Below are 19,346 nucleotides of genomic sequence, written 5' to 3' on the forward strand. Positions count from 1 at the left end.
GCACCCCCTTCCCAAGCAATGGTTCTCCGCAATACCTTATGGCTTCCGGCCCGGCCGGAAAAAGCGCGCAGAAGCCGAAGGAGCTTTCCCGTGGCAGACCGCACACCCCCGCTCGGCGTCGAGGAACTGCAACGCCTCGTCGCCAGTGGCGAGATCGACACTGTCGTCCTGGCCTTCCCCGATATGCAAGGCCGGCTCCAGGGCAAGCGGTTCGCCGCCCGCTTCTTCCTCGACGACGTGCTCCAACACGGCACCGAGGGCTGCAACTACCTCCTCGCCGTCGACACCGAGATGAACACGGTCGACGGCTACGCGATGTCCTCGTGGGAGCGCGGTTACGGCGACTTCGCCATGCACCCGGACCTGTCCACCCTCCGCCGTGTGCCCTGGAACGCGGGCACCGCCCTGCTCATCGCCGACCTCGCCTGGAACGACGGATCGCCGGTGGTCGCCGCACCCCGCCAGATCCTGCGCCGCCAGCTGGAGCGCCTCGCCGAGCACGGTTTCACCGCGCAGGTCGGTACGGAGCTGGAGTTCATCGTGTTCAAGGACACGTACGAACAGGCCTGGGACGCCAACTACAGAGACCTCACCCCGGCCAACCAGTACAACATCGACTACTCGGTGCTGGGGACCGGACGGATCGAGCCCCTGCTGCGCCGGATCCGCAACGAGATGGCCGCCGCCGGTCTCACCGTCGAGTCCGCCAAGGGCGAGTGCAACCCCGGCCAGCACGAGATCGCCTTCCGCTACGACGACGCCCTCGTCACCTGCGACCAGCACGCCGTGTACAAGACCGGCGCCAAGGAGATCGCCTCCCAGGAAGGCGTCTCGCTCACCTTCATGGCGAAGTACAACGAGCGCGAGGGCAACTCCTGCCACATCCACCTCTCGCTCGGCGACGGCAACGGCGGCAACGCCATGGCCGGAGACGCCGAGGGCGACATGTCGGAGGTCATGCGGTACTTCCTCGCCGGACAGCTCGCCGCGCTCCGCGACTTCTCGCTGCTCTACGCCCCGAACATCAACTCCTACAAGCGGTTCCAGCCGGGCTCGTTCGCGCCGACCGCCGTCGCCTGGGGCTACGACAACCGCACCTGCGCCCTCCGGGTCGTCGGCCACGGCCGCTCCATGCGCTTCGAGAACCGGCTGCCCGGCGGGGACGTGAATCCCCACCTGGCGGTGGCGGGGCTCGTCGCGGCCGGGCTCTACGGCATCGAGCACAAGCTGGAGCTGCCCGAGGCCTGCGCGGGCAACGCCTACAGCGGCGACTACGCCCACGTCCCCACCAACCTCCGCGAGGCCGCCGAGCTGTGGGAGAACAGTCCGATCGCCAAGGCCGCCTTCGGGGACGAGGTCGTAGCCCACTACCGCAACATGGCGCGCGTCGAACTGGAGGCCTTCGACGCCGCCGTCACCGACTGGGAGCTGCGCCGCTCCTTCGAACGCCTGTGAGGACCCCCTTGCCTGCCGAGCACCCGCTGCACGTACTGAACCCCGCCACCGAGGAGGTCATCGCCACCGTCCCGGCCGCCACCGCGGCCGACGTGGACGCCGCCGTCGTACGCGCCGCCCGGGCCCAGGCGAAGTGGGCCGCGCTGCCGCCCGCCGACCGCGCCCGGCTGCTGCGCCGCTTCGCGACCGCGGTCGACGAACACCTCGAAGAACTCGCCCAGTTGGAGGTGCGCGAGGCCGGGCACACGGTCGGCAACGCCCGCTGGGAGGCCGGCAACGTCCGTGATCTGCTCGACTACGCGGCCGGGGGAGTGGAGCGGCTGACCGGCCGGCAGATCCCGGTCGCGGGCGGCCTCGACATCACGATCCTCGAACCGCTGGGCGTGGTGGGCGTGATCGCGCCCTGGAACTTCCCCATGCCGATCGCCGCCTGGGGCACCGCACCGGCGCTCGCCGCGGGCAACGCGGTCATCCTCAAGCCGGCCGAGACGACCCCGCTCACCGCGCTCCGACTGGCCGAACTCGCCCTGGAGGCAGGCCTTCCCGAGGACCTCTTCCAGGTGCTGCCCGGCCACGGCCCGGTCGCGGGCACCGCGCTCGTCGAGCACCCCGGCGTCGCGAAGATCGTGTTCACCGGGTCAACGGCCGTAGGCAAACAGGTGTTGGCGAAGGGCTCGGAACTCCTCAAGCGTGTCACCCTCGAACTCGGCGGCAAGAGCCCCAACATCGTCTTCGCCGACGCCGACATCGAGGCCGCAGCGGCAGCCGCGCCCATGTCCTTCCTCGACAACTCCGGCCAGGACTGCTGCGCCCGCACCCGCATCCTCGTCCAACGCAGCGTCTACGACCGGTTCCTGGACCTCCTGACCCCCGCGATCGAGGGGGTCACGGTCGGCGACCCGGCCGACGAGAAGACGGACATGGGCCCGCTGATCTCCAAGGTCCAACTGGAGCGCGTCCGTTCGTACGTCACCGACGACCTGGCCGGCATCCGCGGCAAGGCCCCCGAAGGCCCCGGCTTCTGGTTCCCGCCCACCGTCGTCACCGGCGTCGACCCGCACGCACGCGTCGCCGTCGAGGAGGTCTTCGGCCCCGTCGCCGTAGTCCTGCCCTTCGAGGACGAGGCGGAGGCGATTGCCCTCGCCAACGCCACCGACTACGGCCTCTCCGGCTCCATCTGGACCCGTGACGTCGGCCGCGCGCTGCGCGTCTCGAAGGCCGTCCGGGCGGGCAACCTGTCCGTCAACTCCCATTCCAGCGTCCGCTATTGGACCCCCTTCGGCGGCTTCAAGCAGTCGGGGATCGGCCGCGAACTCGGCCCGGACGCGCTCACCGCCTTCACCGAAACCAAGAACGTCTTCATCAGCGACGTCTCCACCAGCACGGAGGGCCCAGCACAGTGACCTCAGAGATTGTTTGCCGGCGTCTCGTCGGCCGTACCGCGGTCATCACCGGAGCCGGCAGCGGCATCGGCCTCGCCACCGCGCGGCGGCTCGCCTCCGAAGGGGCCAACGTCGTCTGCGGCGACATCGACGAGACCCACGGCAAGGCGGCGGCCGACGAGGTCGGCGGACTCTTCGTGAAGGTCGACGTCACCGACCCCGAGCAGGTCGAGGCGCTCTTCAAGGCCGCCTTCGACACCTACGGCAGCGTCGACATCGCCTTCAACAACGCGGGCATCTCGCCGCCCGACGACGACTCCATCCTCGACACGGGGCTGGAGGCCTGGAAGCGCGTCCAGGACGTCAACCTCACCTCCGTGTACCTGTGTTGCAAGGCCGCGATCCCGTACATGCGCCGCCAGGGCAGGGGCTCCATCATCAACACGGCGTCCTTCGTGGCGAGGATGGGCGCGGCGACCTCCCAGATCTCCTACACCGCCTCCAAGGGAGGTGTGCTGGCCATGTCCCGTGAACTGGGCGTGCAGTTCGCCCGCGAGGGCATCCGCGTCAACGCGCTGTGCCCGGGACCGGTCAACACCCCGCTCCTGCAAGAGCTGTTCGCCAAGGACCCCGAGCGGGCCGCCCGCCGCCTGGTCCACATCCCGGTGGGCCGCTTCGCCGAGGCGACCGAGATCGCCGCCGCCGTCGCGTTCCTGGCCAGCGACGACTCGTCGTTCGTCAACGCCGCCGACTTCCTGGTCGACGGCGGTATCGCAGGGGCGTACGTCACCCCGATGTAAGCCGTGAACCCCCGCCGGAGCGGGGGCAGTCGACCCCGTGAACTCTCACAGGAAGGTCATGCCCTCGCCCCGGTAGGTCGGGACCGTGGCCGTCACCCGGTCGCCCTCGATCAGGTGCAACGAGTCGAACCGCTCGCACAGTTCACCCGCCTTCGCGTGCCGGAACCACACCTTGTCGCCGATGAGCAGATCGTCGGCGGGGGAGCCGAGCAGCGGCGTCTGCACCTCGCCGGGCCCCTCCTGGGGGTCGTAGCGCAGACCCTCCGGGAGATACGGCACCGGGAGCCGGTCGGGGCCCGCGGCGCCGGAGGCGGGGTAGCCGCCGCCGAGGACGGTGACCACGCCGACGCCCGGGCGCCGTACGACGGGCTGGGCGAAGAGCGCGGCCGGACGGGCGGTGAACGACGTGTAGTTGTCGAAGAGACGCGGTACGTACAGCCCGGAACCGGCCGCGATCTCGGTCACGGAATCCTCGGCCGCCGTGTACTGGACACTGCCGGTGCCACCGCCGTTGACGAACTCCAGATCCGGTACGACGGCCCGTACGGCCCGCACCACCTCCGCGCGCCGCTCGGCGAGTTCACGCTTGGCGGTGGCCTGCATCAGCCGGATGGCGCGGGACCGGAAGGGCCGCCCCGCGACGGAGTCGCCGACACCGGCGATGTGGCCTTCGTAGGCCATGATTCCGACGACCTTGAAGCCGGGGCGACGCGACACCGTCCTTGCGATGTCGGCGAGTTGGGCGGGGGAGCGGAGGGGGGAACGGAGCGCACCGATGCGCACCCGGCCGCCGAGCATCCGCAGCGCGGTGTCCAACTCCAGGCAGACACGCACCACTTCGGTCCCGCCGTCGCGGGAGTCGTCGATGAGCTTGAGCTGGGCCGGGTCGTCGATCATCACGGTGACGGCGGCGGCGAGCTTGGGGTCGCCGGTCAGTTCACCGAAGGCGGCGCGGTCGGCGGAGGGGTAGGCGAGGAGGACGTCGTCGAAGCCGGAGCGGGCGAGCCAGAGGGACTCGGCCAGGGTGAAGGACATGAGGCCCGCGAAGCCGTCCCTGGCCAGGACGCGTTCGAGGAGGGTTCGACAGCGGACGGACTTGCTGGCGACGCGGACCGGCTTGCCGCCGGCCCGGCGGACGAGGTCGTCCGCATTGGCATCGAAGGCGTCCAGGTCGACGATCGCGAGAGGGGCGTCGAGGTGGGCGGTGGCCCGGTCGTAACGGGCCCGGTCGGCGGCGCGCGCAGTCATGAACGCAGCCTGCCAGACAGGATTACCGCAGGGTAGGGGGACGTTCCGGGCAGATGCCCCGGGGGCGTGGACTGGTTCCCGTTCGAGCGGGGGCAACCCGTAGAGTGACGCGCACGCACGGAGGAAACGCCGCCGGTCGTTCGACCGCGCTCGGGATGGCGGTCCGCCGCGGCGGGTATGCGTGCTCGGGACGACTTTTGTTTTTTGTGTGCGTGCCGGGTGAGGCGGGGTGGACGTCGGCGCGTATACGAACAAGGGCAGGAGCACACCGGCCCGCAGACGAACAAACGGTGGCCCGGGTACGAGGAAACGGGGGGTGCATGAGCACGGAAGCGCGGCGCGCCCCCGTACCGTCACACCCCACCTCGCCGCAGGCCCCTTCGGGGAGTTCGACGCAGCCCGTGAACGACACAACAGGCGAGGACTTGGACGGACCGCATTCCGGCACCGGGGGATCTTCCGGAGCCGCTTCGAGGACAGTTTCGGGGCGTGGTCCGATTCCGTCGGCGTCGGGCACGGAGGCTGCGCAGGGCGGACCGGAGACGTCGGGGTCGGATGCAGCGTCGGCCGGCAGCGGCACCCAGAGCGACGGGAACGGCAGGGCCACCTGGGGTGGCGACCGGCCCGGCACGGGATGGTGGGAGGGCGGCAACGCCAGGCGCGCGGCCAGGCGGAGCGCCGGGGCCGACGCGGGCGCGGGACTCCGGGCCAACGGTTCGGAGACGGACCGCGCTCCGGCTCCGGGCAACGTGTTCGACGCGGGTTCGGTTTCTCCGGGCAACCGCTTCGAGAGCGGCGGCTTCGAGAACTTCGAGAACGACAGCTCCGGGAACGACGGCTCGGAGGCCCGCAATGGATCTGGGGCCGGAGCCGGGTCCGGAGCTGGAGCCGGTTCAGGTTCCGCGGGCTCGTCGACATCAGGCTCCTCCGACACCAGGCCGCGCTTCCCCGGTCTTCGCCCCTTCTCGCCCGCCGCCGCCGACGCGGTGAGCCCCCCGCCTCCACCGGCCTCGGCACGCTTCCCGGACACCCCGCCGGCATCCGCGACCGACCCGCGCCGCACGAACCCCGAACGACCCGGCACGGTCCCGCCCCGGCCGCCTCATCGACCCACGGCGGCGACGGGGGCCGACGAACCACCCCGGGAAACCAGGCAGGAGACGACCACACCCCTCCGCCCGGCCCCGTCGACAGCCTCCGACACCCCGCCCGGCCCACCGCGCCCCTCTGCCCCACCACGCGCTGTGCCCGAGGCTCCGCGCGAGGCACCCGACCGACCGCGCCAGGACCCCACCCGCCCGGCGACGCCTCCCAGTCCTACTGTTCCGCCCCGTCCTGCGGGTGAGGCTCCGCGTCAGCCGTCCGATCGGTCGCGGCAGGAGCCGTCCCGCCCGGCGACGCCTCCCGGTTCCCCTGTTTCGCCGCCGCCCCGTCCGGTGACGTCTCCCGATCCCGCAGAACCGTCACGGCCCGCGACCGAGGCCGCATCGCCGACGGGCGACCGGCAACGCGAGACCCCCGCACGGCCGGCAACACCCCCGTCGCGCCCGGTTGTTGCTCCCGAGGACCCGTCGGAGACCACCTCTCGGCCGGGGCCGTCCCCCGCCGCCCCGTGGCGGGGTGAATCGTTCACGGATCCCACGGGCGGTGCGCCCACGCGCGGTGTGTGGTCGCCTTCAGGTGCCGGTGCGCCGTATCCCTCCTCCGGTACCGGTACCGGAACTGCCGGGTCCCGGCCTGCCGATGCCCCTCCCGCCGGCCCCGCGGCGTCCGGCCCGGGCCCGGGCTCCTCCGGGCCCACCGCCGAAGGCACCGGCACCAGCACCGCCCCCTGGTCATCTGCCGCTCCCAGTAGCTCAGTTCAGGCCGTTCCCGCACCCACTCCAGCCCCCGTCCCCAACGACACCGGTACCAGTGCCTGGTCGCCCGCCGCCCCCGGCACGCCCCTCCGTCCCGCGTCCGAAATGCCGCGGCCCGGGGTCAACTCCGGTCCCGATCCCGCCTTTTCCTGGAGCGCGCCGGTAACTCCCGTCGGCGGGCGGCCGGTTGTGTCGTTCGGGGAGCCCGAGGGGTACGACGAGCGGGTACGGCCGCGGCCGTTGGGGGCGCGGATACGGTCCCGTACCGTCGCTGTCGCCGCCTGTGTCGTGCTCGGTCTCGGTCTCATCGGCGGTGCGGTGACCGGGAGTTGGCTCACCGGCGACGACGGGGACGACGGCGGTGCGAGCACCTTCGCCGCCGCCGGACAGCTGTGGCACAGCGTGCCCGTCGACCAGCTGTTCCCGCCCACCGTGCAGGGCCAGGGCGCGGGCCCCGGCGGCGCCGACCGCACCTGGACCCGGATCGCCGTGGCCCCGGACACCGGCTGCGCGGGCGCCTTCGACCCGCTGCTGAGCAGGGTGCTCGCCCCGGTCGGCTGCCAACGGCTCCTGCGCGCCACCTACACCGACGCCACCCAGAGCTATGTCACGACGGTCGGCCTCCTCTTCACCAAGGCCGACATCGCCGCGATGACCTCGCTGTCCAACCGGTTCAAGAACGAGAAGCTCGGCGACCGGACCGACCTCCTGCCCCGCCCGTACACCGCGAAGGGCACCGTCGCCGCCTCCTTCGGCGACAAACAGCGGGCCTCCTGGACCGTCTCCGTCCTCACCGACGCGCCCGTCGTCGTCTACGCCGTCTCCGGCTGGGCGGACGGCCGTACCGTCGACGCACCCGAACCCGCCGACGAAGCCGTCACCTCCGGCTCCACCACGGCCCCCTCGCAGTCGGGTCTCGGCAACGAGGCGGAGGGGCTCGCCGACCGTGTGGAGCGGAGCCTGCGCAAGACCGTCGACTCACCCTCCGAGACCTCGGCTTCAGAGACGTCGAAAACGTCGAAGGCGGCGGCGACCTCGAAGGCTTCGGAGGGGAACTCATGAGCGTCACGTCCCGCCGGGCCGGGCTGGTGAGCGCCCTCCTGGCCGCCTCCCTCGCCCTGGTCCCGTCCACCGTCGCGCACGCCGACGGCATACGTGCCCAGGAGTGGGCCCTGGACGCCATGAACACCCAGGAGATCTGGCAGACCACCAAGGGCAAGGGCATCACCGTCGCCGTCCTCGACACCGGAGTGGAGGCCGACCATCCCGACCTCACCGGCAATGTCCTCACCGGCAAGGACATGGTCGGCTTCGGGGCGAAGCCGGGGGACCGGGCCTGGGCGCGGCACGGCACCGCCATGGCCGGCATCATCGCCGGGCACGGACATGGTCCCGGGGATGAAGACGGCGTCATGGGTGTCGCCCCGGAGGCGAAGATCCTGCCCGTCCGCGTGATCCTCGAAGACGGCGACTCCGCCCGCAGCAAGGCCCGCACCACCCGGGGCAACGCCCTTGCGGACGGCATCCGTTGGGCCGCCGACCACGGCGCCGACGTCATCAACCTCTCCCTCGGCGACGACTCCGCCTCCGCGCACCCCGAGCCCGCCGAGGACGAGGCAGTGCAGTACGCCCTGAAGAAGGGCGTCGCCGTCGTCGCCTCCGCCGGCAACGGCGGCGAGAAGGGCGACCACGTCTCCTACCCGGCCGCCTACCCGGGGGTGATCGCCGCGACCGCCGTGGACCGCTACGGCACCCGCGCCTCCTTCTCCACCCGCCGCTGGTACGCCACGGTCAGCGCGCCCGGTGTGAACGTCGTCATCGCCGACCCCGACCACAAGTACTACGAGGGCTGGGGCACCAGCGCCGCGTCCGCCTTCGTGTCGGGCGCGGTGGCGCTCCTCAAGGCGGCCCACCCGGGGCTGACCCCGGCCCAGATCAAGAAGCTCCTCGAAGACACCGCCCGCAACCCCCCGGCCGGCGGCCGTGACGACTCCCGGGGCTTCGGCTTCATCGACCCCGCCGCCGCGATCAAGGCCGCCGCCGCCCTCAAGCCGACGAGCCTGCACGCCGCCGCCTACGGCAACAAGTACTTCGGCGCGGGACCCGACCCCGTCAAGACCGACAGCCGTACGTCCGACTGGGCGGGCCCCCTCGCGGGCGGCGCCGGCGGGGTCCTGCTCGTGGCGGCGGTCGTCCTGTGGCGCGGCCGACGCAGACGACCCGCGGGCTTCTAGGGACCCGCGCAAGCAATCTTCTCCCGCAAGCAATCTTCCGGCGACCAGGAACAGCCGTACGGCAGTCAGTCAGTCGGTGGCGGACGCGGAGGCCGACGTGGAGGAGTCGGACCCCGCGAACGCCGCGACCCCCGCCTTCGCCGCCGCCTCGATCAGCGTGATGCCCTTGTTCTGCGTCGTGCTGCCCTTCGACAGCACCGCGATCAGGTACTCGTGCCCGTCCGGGGCCGTCACCCGCCCGATGCTGTTGACGTCCCACAGCCCGGTCGCGCTCCGCGCCAGCCAGCCGTTCTTCAGCCGCCACTGGGAGCCGTCGGCCGCCGCCGACACCCCCCACTGCTGATCGGCCTCTATCTTCCCCATGAGCCCCTGGAGGTACGACTTCGAGGCCGAGCTCAGCTTGGAGTCGTCCCCGAACACCTGCTGGAGCAGGGTGAGTTGATCCGCCGCCGTGGTCTGCGTGAGCCCCCAGAGCGGGCCGTCGCCACCCTTGGTGCCGGTCAGCCCGAACGTCTTGTTGGCCGTGTCGAGCCCGTCCGCCGTGCCGATCATGTTCCACAGCGCCGTCGCGGAGTTGTTGTCGCTGTTCTCGATCATCGTGGTGGCGTACGCCTTCTGCGTCGCGGTCAGCTGCCGCCCCGCGTCCTGCGCCTGCAGCAGCAGTGTCGCCAGGATGTCGACCTTGACGATGCTCGCCGTGTCGTAGGCCGCGCTGCCGTACGTCGCGCTCTCGCCGGAGTCCACGTCGAGCACGGCGACCGACACCTTCTGGTCGCCGGCCGGGGTCACCGACTTCATGGCCTTGGCCAGCAGCGCGTCGTAGTCCACCGCCGGCTGTGTCACCGGTTCCACCGTCGCCTCCCCGCTGCCCGATGCGGACGCCGATGCCGAGGCGGACGGCGCCGCAGCCGACGATACGGGGCCGGAGTGCGCCTGTGCCTTCACGTACACGGTTCCGGCCGCCGTACCGCCCACGACCGCCACGGTGGCGAGGGCGGTGTAGAGGAGCGGACGGCGCCGGGAGGGACGCGCGCGGTGGTTTCGGCGGGCGGCTCTGGAAGACTCCATGCCCGCGATCGTGGAGGCGGCGACTGTGCGAACCGTGAGGCGAAAGTTAGATGTCTGTCAACGCTGTCTGAGAAACGTGTGAAAGCTGTGTCCCCCGCGTTTCAGGACCCGCACAAGCCCTGCAGCATCCCCCCGATAGGGTCGGTCACCGTGGCGAACAAGAACATTCCCGACTCCGGCTACTCCGACGACGACGGCTCGGCCGATCCCGCACTGAGCGCGGCGCTCGCCGCCTGGGCCGAGGACCGCACCGCCGTGGATCCCGTCCTGGCGGCCCTCAAGGGCGCCCGGCTGCTCGTGCCCGTGGTGGCCGTGCTCGGTGAGGTCGAGGTGGACGAGAAGGGGCTGCGCCGCGAGAAGACCAGTGACATGGCCGTCCCCACCCTGAAGGCCGGCGGTCGCACCGCGCTGCCCGCCTTCACGTCCAGCGACTCGCTGGCCCGTTGGGACCCGGCGGCGCGACCCGTGGCCGTACCGCTGCACCAGGCCCTGCAGGCCGCCGCGCACGAGAAGGCGGACACGATCGTGCTGGACCTGGCCGGGCCGGTGTCCTTCGAGCTGTCGGGGCCCGCGCTGCTGGCCCTCGCCGAGGGGCGTACCAGCGTGGACCCGCTCGCCGATCCGGCGGTCGCGGAGGCGGTCCGCGCCGCGCTCACCGATGTGCGCGCGGTGCTGCGTGCCTACCTCGGTCCGGGCCGGGGTGACGGCACCCTCGCCCTCGTCTTCGAGCCCGCCGTGCCGCACGCCGGCGGCATTCACGCGGTCGCGCGCCGGCTCGCGGCCGAGGAGACGCTGCGGGCCCGCCTGGTGCGCGGCCTCGACCTGGCAGTCCTGCCGGCCGGGACGACGCCTCCGGGCGAGCCCTTTTACGTACGTGTGGGGTGAGCCGCTAGCCGTAGACCGGGCCCGTGTACTTCTCGCCCGGGCCCTGGCCCGGCTCGTCGCGGACGAGGGACGCCTCGCGGAACGCCAGCTGGAGCGACTTCAGACCGTCGCGCAGCGGGGCCGCGTGGAAGGAGCTGATCTCGGTCGTGCTCGCGTCGAGGAGCCCGGCGAGGGCGGTGACCAGCTTGCGGGCCTCGTCCAGGTCCTTGTACTTGTCGCCCTCGTCGGTCAGACCGAGCTTCACGGCGGCGGCGCTCATCAGATTGACGGCGACCGTCACGATCACCTCGACAGCCGGGACCTCCGCGATGTCGCGGGTCAGGGCGTCGAAGTCGGGGGAGTCGGGATTCGCGGACTCGGGGGGCGTGTCACTCATGCCCCACACGATAGGGCCCGGTGTACGGCGGTTCGCACCACCCCCGGGTAGCTGCTAACCTTGTGTGATGACCGGCCAGGCACTCGCGTGCCCGGCCAACAAGTGGAGGCTCCGATCTCCCACCTGACTGTCCTCACGGACGGCGGGTCACCCCCGGTCAGGCGGTTGCCATCGTTCCGTACGGACGATGGAGTCGCCCGAAAGCGCGCCCCGCGATCATCGCGGCGGTGCTCCGGCAGTGTTTTGGAGCCCCGTCTTGTGATCGTCCGGGGCATTTTTCATGTTCCGGCGCGGTTGGGTCTGTCTAACAGAGACAAACGCGGCCGTCCGCCAGATGGCCGTGTGGTGCTAACCGAGGAGGATCCATCAGCACCGAGCCCCGTATCAACGACCGGATTCGCGTTCCCGAGGTTCGACTTGTCGGCCCGAGCGGCGAACAGGTCGGGATTGTTCCGCTTGCCAAGGCCCTGGAGCTGGCGCAGGAGTACGACCTCGACCTGGTCGAGGTGGCGGCGAACGCACGTCCGCCGGTCTGCAAGCTCATGGACTACGGGAAGTTCAAGTACGAGTCGGCCATGAAGGCCCGTGAGGCGCGCAAGAACCAGGCGCACACGGTCATCAAGGAAATGAAGCTCCGGCCGAAGATCGACCCGCACGACTACGACACCAAAAAGGGTCACGTCGTCCGGTTCCTCAAGCAGGGCGACAAGGTCAAGATCACGATCATGTTCCGTGGTCGCGAGCAGTCCCGGCCCGAGTTGGGCTACCGACTGCTGCAGCGGCTCGCCACGGACGTCGAGGACCTCGGGTTCATCGAGTCGAACCCGAAGCAGGACGGCCGAAACATGATCATGGTGCTTGGCCCGCACAAGAAGAAGACCGAGGCGATGGCCGAGGCCCGTGAGGCCCAGGCGGCCCGCAAGGCTGAGGCGAAGGCCAACCCGGGCAAGTCGCAGAACGCCGCGGAGTCCGACTTCGAAGGCGAAGACATCGAAGGCGAAGTCATCGGGGACGAGGACATCGCCGCCGAGGTCGAGACCGTCGAGGCCCCGGCCGAGGCTCGCGCCGACGCCTGATCCCCGGACGCCAGTCCAGGGACGTAACCGAAACAAGAGCGACGCTCCACCTGTGCCCGGTTTCACGACCGGGCACCGGAGCGCCACCGACGAGGAGATAACGGCGCTATGCCGAAGAACAAGTCGCACAGCGGTGCCAGTAAGCGCTTCAAGATCACCGGCTCCGGCAAGGTGCTCCGCGAGCGTGCCGGCAAGCGCCACCTGCTTGAGCACAAGTCGTCCCGCGTGACGCGGCGCCTCACCGGCACTGCCGAGATGGCCCCGGGCGACGCCAAGAAGATCAAGAAGCTTCTCGGCAAGTGACGTACGCGGCGCTCCCGTCGAGCGCCGTACGTCTGGACCGGGACCCCATCGATTCCGGGCCGTGTGAGTCCAACCACGGCCCCGCTACAAGGAGTTAAACAAGTGGCACGCGTCAAGCGGGCAGTCAACGCCCACAAGAAGCGCCGGGCGATCCTCGAAGCCGCCTCCGGCTACCGCGGTCAGCGTTCGCGTCTGTACCGCAAGGCCAAGGAGCAGGTCACCCACTCGCTGGTCTACAACTACAACGACCGCAAGAAGCGCAAGGGCGACTTCCGCCGGCTGTGGATCCAGCGCATCAACGCCGCTGCCCGCGCCAACGGCATCACCTACAACCGCTTCATCCAGGGTCTGAACGCGGCCAACATCGAGGTCGACCGCAAGATCCTCGCGGAGCTGGCTGTCAACGACGCCGGTGCGTTCGCCGCGCTGGTCGAGGTTGCGCAGAAGGCGCTGCCGAGCGACGTCAACGCGCCGAAGGCCGCGTGACGCTGCGCTGGCGTTGAGCCGACGTGATTGAAGGGCCCGCAGGTTGAATCCTGCGGGTCCTTTGTTGCTGGCCCGGCCTCGGTAGTTGTTCGGGTGCCGACCGGTTGTGGCTGGTCGCGCAGTTCCCCGCGCCCCCTGGGGGTTGCGGTTGTCCGGAGATTTGAAGGTGAAGCAGAACATGTCCCCTGGTGGTCCCGAACTCATTTCTCCCCGTTCCTCTCGTGTTGCTGCCGCCCGGCGGCTCGCTCGGCGGAACTTTCGGAGCAAGGAGCGGCTGTTCCTGGCTGAGGGGCCGCAAGCCGTGCGGGAGGCCGCCGGGTACAAGGACACGCTTGTCGAGCTGTTCGCCACCGTTGAAGCCGCGGAGCGGTACGCCGACATCGTCGGCGAGGCCCGTGACGCCGGTGCCCGGGTGCATCTCGCCGATGAGCAGGTGATCGCCGACATCTCGACCACCGTTACCCCGCAGGGGCTGGTCGGGGTCTGCCGGTTCCTCGACACCCCCTTCGAGGAGATCCTCAAGGGTCGGCCCAAGCTCGTTGCCGTACTGGCGAATGTGCGCGATCCCGGGAACGCCGGCACCGTCCTGCGCTGTGCCGATGCCGCCGGTGCCGAGGCCGTCGTACTGACCGACGCTTCTGTCGATCTCTACAACCCGAAGGCGGTTCGCGCCTCCGTCGGCTCGCTCTTCCACCTTCCCGTCGCTGTCGGGGTGCCCGTCGAGCAGGCCGTGGCCGGGCTCAAGGAGATCGGGGTGCGGATCCTCGCCGCAGACGGGGCCGGGACCGACGACCTCGACGACGAGCTGGACCAGGGAACCATGGGCGGGCCCACCGCCTGGGTGTTCGGCAACGAGGCCTGGGGGCTTCCGGAGGAGACCCGCGCACTCGCGGACGCCGTCGTGCGGGTTCCGATCCACGGGAAGGCCGAGAGCCTGAACCTCGCCACCGCCGCCGCCGTATGTCTGTATGCGTCTGCCCGTGCACAGCGCGGCTCCGGAGGGTGCCGCTCCGTCACCGACAGCTAGTAGGGTGACCAGCTCGGGGGCCACCTGCGCCGTATGAGAAGAGGTGGGGTACGGGGATGACTGTCGGCACGAGCAGCGCGCCGGGAGCACGCGGCGTGCCCCGGCCGTCCACGGCCCGGCACGACGACCTCGGCATCGACCCCGACCAACTGGCCGACGGCCTGGTCGTCGCCGACGAGCACGGCCATGTCGTCTGCTTCAACGCCGCCGCCGAGCGCATCACCTCCGTCCGCGCCGCCGACGCCCTCGGACAGCGGCTGGAGAAGGCCCTCCCCTTAGAGGACCTGGAGGGCCGCCGCTGGTGGCAACTGACCGATCCCTACGGCGGGTTGGCCATCCGGGTACGGCAGCCCGAGCGGAATCTGCTGCTGCCGGGCGGGCATGAAGTGCTCGTCACCGCACGCTATGTCCGGGCGGAACCCCTCGGTCCGGTCCGCCGGGTCGTCGTCTCGCTGCGCGACACCGAGGCCCGTCGCCGTACCGAGCGCAGTCACGCCGAGCTGATCGCGACCGTCGCCCACGAGCTGCGTTCCCCGCTCACCTCCGTCAAGGGCTTCACCGCGACCCTGCTCGCCAAGTGGGAACGCTTCACCGACGACCAGAAGCGGCTGATGCTGGAGACCGTCGACGCCGACGCCAACCGCGTCACCCGGCTCATCGCCGAGCTGCTCGACATCTCCCGCATCGACTCCGGGCGGCTCGAACTGCGCCGCCAGCCCGTCGACATGGGCGCGGCGGTCGGCCGTCACATCCAGGCGTACGTCGCCGCCGGTCAGCCCGCCGACCGGTTCATGCTCCGCGTCGAGCAGCCGCTGCCCGACCTGTGGGCCGACCCCGACAAGGTCGACCAGGTGCTGAGCAACCTGCTGGAAAATGCGGTGCGCCACGGCGAGGGAACCGTCACCATCGACGTCACGGCCTCGGCATCCCCCCGCGAAGGGGAGGAGACCGGCACCTCGGTGACGGTCAGCGACGAGGGCCCAGGCATCCCGGAGGAGTCCATGAACCGCGTCTTCACCCGCTTCTGGCGGGGCAGCAAGCGCGGCGGCACCGGACTCGGTCTGTACATCGTCAAGGGCATCGTCGAAGCCCACGGCGGCACCATCACGGTCGGCCGCGCCCCCGGTGGCGGCGCCGAGTTCCGATTTATGCTGCCCGTGGGCACCCCGGCGTATCTCCAGTAGCGCCGACCGAGGACCCACGGGCGCGTCCGCACACTTCACCCCCGTTAGACTCGGCCTTTGGCACCTTTGCGTCCCCGTTTCAGGGACGACGACGCGTCCCCCGAGTCGAGTCGGGACGGGGACCATCCGCCAGCCAACCGGAAGCACGGGAAGAGATGTCGGCACCGAATAAGTCGTACGACCCTGTAGAGGTCGAGGCCTTGAAACCGGAAGAGATCGAGCGCATGCGGGACGAGGCGCTCGCCGCCTTCGCCGCCGCCGGTGATCTCGACGCGCTCCAGGAGGCCAAGGTCGCCCACACCGGCGGCACCTCCCCGCTCGCCCTCGCCAACCGCGAGATCGGCGCGCTGCCCCCGCAGGCCAAGGCCGCGGCCGGCAAGCTCGTCGGGCAGGCCCGGGGCGCCGTCAACAAGGCCCTCGCCACCCGCCAGACCGAGCTGGAGGCCGACCGCGACGCCCGCGTCCTGGTCGAGGAGGCGGTGGACGTCACGCTGCCGTACGACCGCGTCCCGGCCGGCGCCCGGCACCCGCTGACCACGTTCATGGAGCGGGTCGCGGACGTCTTCGTGTCCATGGGATACGAGATCGCCGAGGGCCCCGAGGTCGAGGCGGAGTGGTTCAACTTCGACGCGCTCAACTTCACCCCGGACCACCCGGCCCGGCAGATGCAGGACACCTTCTTCGTCCAGGGCCCCAAGGGCACCGAGGGCGACGAGTCCGGTGTCGTGCTGCGCACCCACACCTCGCCCGTGCAGGCCCGCGCCATGCTGGACCGCGAGCCGCCGGTCTACATCGTGTGCCCCGGCCGCGTGTACCGCACGGACGAGCTGGACGCCACGCACACCCCGGTCTTCCACCAGATCGAGCTCCTCGCCATCGACGAGGGCCTGACCATGGCCGACCTCAAGGGCACCCTGGACCACATGGTCCAGTCGCTCTTCGGCGCGGAGATGAAGACCCGGCTGCGCCCGAACTACTTCCCCTTCACCGAGCCGTCCGCCGAGATGGACATGCTCTGCTACGTCTGCAAGGGCGAGTCCGTCGGCAACCCCGACCGCCCCTGCCGTACCTGCTCCTCCGAGGGCTGGATCGAGCTGGGCGGCTGCGGCATGGTCAACCCGCGCGTGCTCGTCGCCTGTGGTGTGGACCCGGAGAAGTACAGCGGTTTCGCCTTCGGGTTCGGCATCGAGCGGATGCTGATGTTCCGCCACAACGTCGAAGACATGCGAGACATCGTCGAGGGCGACGTCCGGTTCACCCGGCCGTTCGGGATGGAGATCTGATGCGCGTCCCGCTTTCTTGGCTGCGGGAGTACGTCGACCTGCCGGCGACGGAGACCGGCCGCGACGTCCAGGCCAAGCTCATTTCCGTGGGCCTCGAGGTAGAGACCGTCGAGCAGTTGGGCGACGGCCTCAAGGGCCCGCTCGTCGTCGGCAAGGTCCTCACCATCGAGGAGTTGGAGGGCTTCAAGAAGCCGATCCGCTTCTGCACGGTCGACGTCGGCCAGGCCAACGGCACCGGTGAGCCCCAGGAGATCGTCTGCGGCGCCCGCAACTTCGCCGTCGGCGACAAGGTCGTCGTGGTCCTCCCCGGTGCGGTCCTGCCGGGCGATTTCGCGATCGCCGCGCGCAAGACCTACGGCAAGACCTCGCACGGCATGATCTGCTCCGGCGACGAGCTGGGCATGGGCGACGACGGCTCCCACGGCATCATCGTCCTGCCGCCGGAGCACGAGGTCGGCACCGACGCGATCGAGCTGCTCCAGCTCGTCGACGAGGTCCTCGACATCGCCGTCACGCCCGACCGCGGCTACGCCCTGTCGATCCGCGGCGTCGCCCGCGAGACCGCCATCGCCTACGGCCTCCCGCTGAGCGACCCGGCCCTCCTCGACGTACCCGGCCCGAACGCCTTCGGCTACCCGGTACAGGTCTCCGACCCGATGGGCTGCGACCGCTTCACCGCCCGCACGGTGACCGGCCTCGACCCCGAGGCCCGCTCCCCGCTCTGGCTGACCCGCCGCCTCCAGAAGGCGGGCATGCGCCCGATCTCGCTCGCCGTCGACATCACCAACTACGTGATGCTGGAACTGGGCCAGCCCCTGCACGCCTACGACCGCTCCCGCGTCCAGGGACCGATCGGCGTGCGCCGGGCCGAGCAGGGCGAGAAGCTCGTCACCCTCGACGGCGTCACCCGCACGCTGGACGCCCAGGACCTGGTGATCACCGACGACCGCGGCCCCATCGGCCTCGCGGGCGTCATGGGCGGCGCCAACACCGAGATCGACGACACCGAGAACACCACCACCGAGGTCGTCGTCGAGGCCGCGCACTTCGACGCGCTCTCCATCTCGCGCACTGCCCGCCGCCACAAGCTGGCCTCCGAGGCGTCCAAGCGCTTCGAGCGGGGCGTCGACCCGCAGGCCGCGTCGGCCGCGGCCCAGCGCACGGTCGACCTCCTGGTCCTCCTCGCGGGTGGCACGGCGGACGCCGGTGTCACCGAGGTCATCGCGCCCTCGGCCCCGCACACCATCACCATTCCGGCCAACCACCCGGACACGGTGGCGGGTGTCGACTACGGCCGCGAGACCGTCGTACGCCGACTCCAGCAGGTCGGCTGCGACGTGTACGGGCAGGACGAGCTGATCGTCACCGTCCCGTCCTGGCGCCTTGACCTCACCGACCCGAACGACCTGGCCGAAGAGGTCATCCGCCTTGAGGGCTACGAGAACCTGCCCTCCACGCTCCCCAAGCCCCCCGCGGGCCGGGGCCTCACCGACCGCCAGCGCCTGCACCGCCGCGTCGGCCGCGCACTCGCGGGCGCCGGTTACGTGGAGGCGCCGAACTACCCCTTCGTCGGCGAGCACGTCTTCGACCAGTTCGGTCTGACCGCCGACGACCCGAACCGCAAGGTCGTCAAGCTGGTCAACCCGCTCTCCGACGAGGAGCCCGCACTCCGCACGACTCTGCTGCCGGGCCTGCTGGGTGCCCTGCGGCGCAACGACGGCCGCGGCTCGCACGACCTCGCGCTCTTCGAGACGGGCCTGGTCTTCCACCCGCGCGAAGAGCTGAAGATCGCCGTACGACTCCCGGTCGACCGGCGCCCGACCGACGAGGAGATCGCCTCCCTCACCGAGGCGCTCCCGCTGCAGCCCCGGCACGCGGCCGTCGTCCTCACCGGCGCCCGTGAGCAGGCCGGCTGGTGGGGCAAGGGCCGCCCGTCCGACTGGGCCGACGCGGTCGAGTCGGCGCGGGTCCTCGCGCGTGAGGCCGGCACCGAACTCCTCGTCCGCAAGGGCCAGTACGGTCCCTGGCACCCCGGCCGCTGCGCCGAACTCGCGGTCGTCGTCGAGGGTGTTGAGCAAGTCATCGGGTACGCCGGTGAGTTGCACCCCGGTGTCCTGAAGACGCTCGGTCTGCCCGCGCGCACCAGCGCGATGGAACTGGACCTGGACGTCCTGGAGTCGGCGTCGGCGGGCGTCCCCAAGGGGCCGAAGATCTCCACGTTCCCGGTCGCCACGCAGGACGTCGCCCTGGTCGTCGACGCCTCGGTCCCGCACACGGACGTCGAGGCGGCGCTGCGCGAGGGCGCGGGTGAACTGCTGGAGTCCATCCGGCTGTTCGACGTCTACGACAACGCCGCACAGCTGGGCGAGGGCAAGAAGTCCCTCGCCTACGCGCTGCGTTTCCGTGCGGCGGACCGGACGCTGACCGTCGACGAGGCGTCGGCGGCTCGGGACGCGGCGGTGGCGTTGGCGGCCGAGCGCACGGGAGCCGTACTGAGGGGTTGATCGCGGGAGGGGCCGATTCCGTATCGAGACGGTCCCTACCTGCATAAATGCACCTGTCTCATGTCACCTCACTCGTTCGGGTGAGAAGTTCGGGCGATCTGGCCCGATCGAGGCATGCGGTCGACAGAATCGGACCGGCCTTTCGGGGTCGGTCCGATTGCGCTGTCGGGGCCTAT

The 19,346-nt window shown here is 70.8% G+C and carries 15 protein-coding genes and 1 pseudogene; 13 read left to right on the plus strand and 3 right to left on the minus strand.

The genetic code is table 11. The features are described from left to right. The first annotated feature begins 90 nt into the window (after positions 1-90). From OC490_RS15440 to OC490_RS15450, 3 genes are read left to right on the plus strand one after another with little or no spacing between them, the layout of a single operon-like run. A complete protein-coding gene (locus OC490_RS15440) occupies positions 91-1,455 on the plus strand; it encodes a glutamine synthetase family protein (RefSeq protein WP_262058486.1) in 1,365 nt (454 codons plus the stop codon). 8 nt (positions 1,456-1,463) lie between these two features. Further along, positions 1,464-2,858, plus strand: a complete 1,395-nt coding sequence (locus OC490_RS15445) for an aldehyde dehydrogenase family protein (RefSeq protein ID WP_262058487.1) — start codon at positions 1,464-1,466, stop codon at positions 2,856-2,858. Continuing rightward, on the plus strand, positions 2,855-3,637 hold the full coding sequence (locus OC490_RS15450) for a 3-oxoacyl-ACP reductase (protein WP_262058488.1): 783 nt from the start codon (positions 2,855-2,857) through the stop codon (positions 3,635-3,637). Before OC490_RS15445 ends, OC490_RS15450 begins: the two co-directional genes overlap by 4 nt. 45 nt (positions 3,638-3,682) lie before the next feature. Here OC490_RS15450 and OC490_RS15455 read toward each other — a convergent pair whose 3' ends face one another. Further along, positions 3,683-4,885, minus strand: coding sequence for an amino acid deaminase/aldolase (locus tag OC490_RS15455; RefSeq protein WP_262058489.1), 1,203 nt, complete (start codon positions 4,883-4,885; stop codon positions 3,683-3,685). 2,048 nt (positions 4,886-6,933) lie between these two features. Between OC490_RS15455 and OC490_RS15460 the strand changes: the two genes are divergently transcribed. After that, on the plus strand, positions 6,934-7,806 hold the full coding sequence (locus tag OC490_RS15460; protein ID WP_262058490.1) for a hypothetical protein: 873 nt from the start codon (positions 6,934-6,936) through the stop codon (positions 7,804-7,806). After that, complete coding sequence (mycP, locus tag OC490_RS15465) at positions 7,803-8,978, plus strand: type VII secretion-associated serine protease mycosin (protein ID WP_262058491.1); 1,176 nt, start codon at positions 7,803-7,805, stop codon at positions 8,976-8,978. Before OC490_RS15460 ends, mycP begins: the two co-directional genes overlap by 4 nt. Before the next feature lie 69 nt (positions 8,979-9,047). Here the strand turns inward: mycP and OC490_RS15470 are convergent, their stop codons facing one another. Continuing rightward, positions 9,048-10,046: a class A beta-lactamase-related serine hydrolase gene (locus OC490_RS15470; protein ID WP_262058492.1), complete on the minus strand. Its 999-nt coding sequence runs from the start codon at positions 10,044-10,046 to the stop codon at positions 9,048-9,050. 150 nt (positions 10,047-10,196) lie between these two features. Here OC490_RS15470 and OC490_RS15475 point away from each other — a divergent pair, with 150 nt between their 5' ends. Next, positions 10,197-10,931, plus strand: a complete 735-nt coding sequence (locus OC490_RS15475; RefSeq protein WP_262058493.1) for an SseB family protein — start codon at positions 10,197-10,199, stop codon at positions 10,929-10,931. A 4-nt stretch (positions 10,932-10,935) separates the two neighbouring features. Here the strand turns inward: OC490_RS15475 and OC490_RS15480 are convergent, their stop codons facing one another. Then, positions 10,936-11,307 (minus strand): DUF1844 domain-containing protein, encoded by a 372-nt coding sequence (locus OC490_RS15480; protein WP_200714450.1) that lies wholly within the window; start codon positions 11,305-11,307, stop codon positions 10,936-10,938. Between the two features lie 340 nt (positions 11,308-11,647). Here OC490_RS15480 and infC point away from each other — a divergent pair. The 7 genes and pseudogenes from infC (at position 11,648) to pheT (ending at position 19,170) form a co-directional block, all read left to right on the plus strand. Continuing rightward, positions 11,648-12,383, plus strand: a pseudogene (gene infC / locus OC490_RS15485) (translation initiation factor IF-3). Positions 12,384-12,491: 108 nt separating this feature from the next. Beyond that, entirely contained in the window at positions 12,492-12,686 is a 195-nt protein-coding gene (gene rpmI / locus OC490_RS15490; protein ID WP_073499621.1) for a 50S ribosomal protein L35, read from the plus strand. A 102-nt stretch (positions 12,687-12,788) separates the two neighbouring features. Then, positions 12,789-13,172: a 50S ribosomal protein L20 gene (rplT, locus tag OC490_RS15495; RefSeq protein WP_019066261.1), complete on the plus strand. Its 384-nt coding sequence runs from the start codon at positions 12,789-12,791 to the stop codon at positions 13,170-13,172. Between the two features lie 178 nt (positions 13,173-13,350). Continuing rightward, positions 13,351-14,199, plus strand: coding sequence for a TrmH family RNA methyltransferase (locus OC490_RS15500; RefSeq protein ID WP_262058494.1), 849 nt, complete (start codon positions 13,351-13,353; stop codon positions 14,197-14,199). Between the two features lie 56 nt (positions 14,200-14,255). Beyond that, positions 14,256-15,383: an ATP-binding protein gene (locus tag OC490_RS15505; protein ID WP_262058495.1), complete on the plus strand. Its 1,128-nt coding sequence runs from the start codon at positions 14,256-14,258 to the stop codon at positions 15,381-15,383. Between the two features lie 155 nt (positions 15,384-15,538). Further along, complete coding sequence (gene pheS, locus OC490_RS15510; RefSeq protein WP_262058496.1) at positions 15,539-16,666, plus strand: phenylalanine--tRNA ligase subunit alpha; 1,128 nt, start codon at positions 15,539-15,541, stop codon at positions 16,664-16,666. Continuing rightward, complete coding sequence (gene pheT, locus OC490_RS15515) at positions 16,666-19,170, plus strand: phenylalanine--tRNA ligase subunit beta (RefSeq protein ID WP_262058497.1); 2,505 nt, start codon at positions 16,666-16,668, stop codon at positions 19,168-19,170. Before pheS ends, pheT begins: the two co-directional genes overlap by 1 nt. Positions 19,171-19,346 lie beyond the last annotated feature (176 nt).

Source organism: Streptomyces sp. STR69 (assembly GCF_024519455.1).
Lineage (GTDB): Bacteria > Actinomycetota > Actinomycetes > Streptomycetales > Streptomycetaceae > Streptomyces.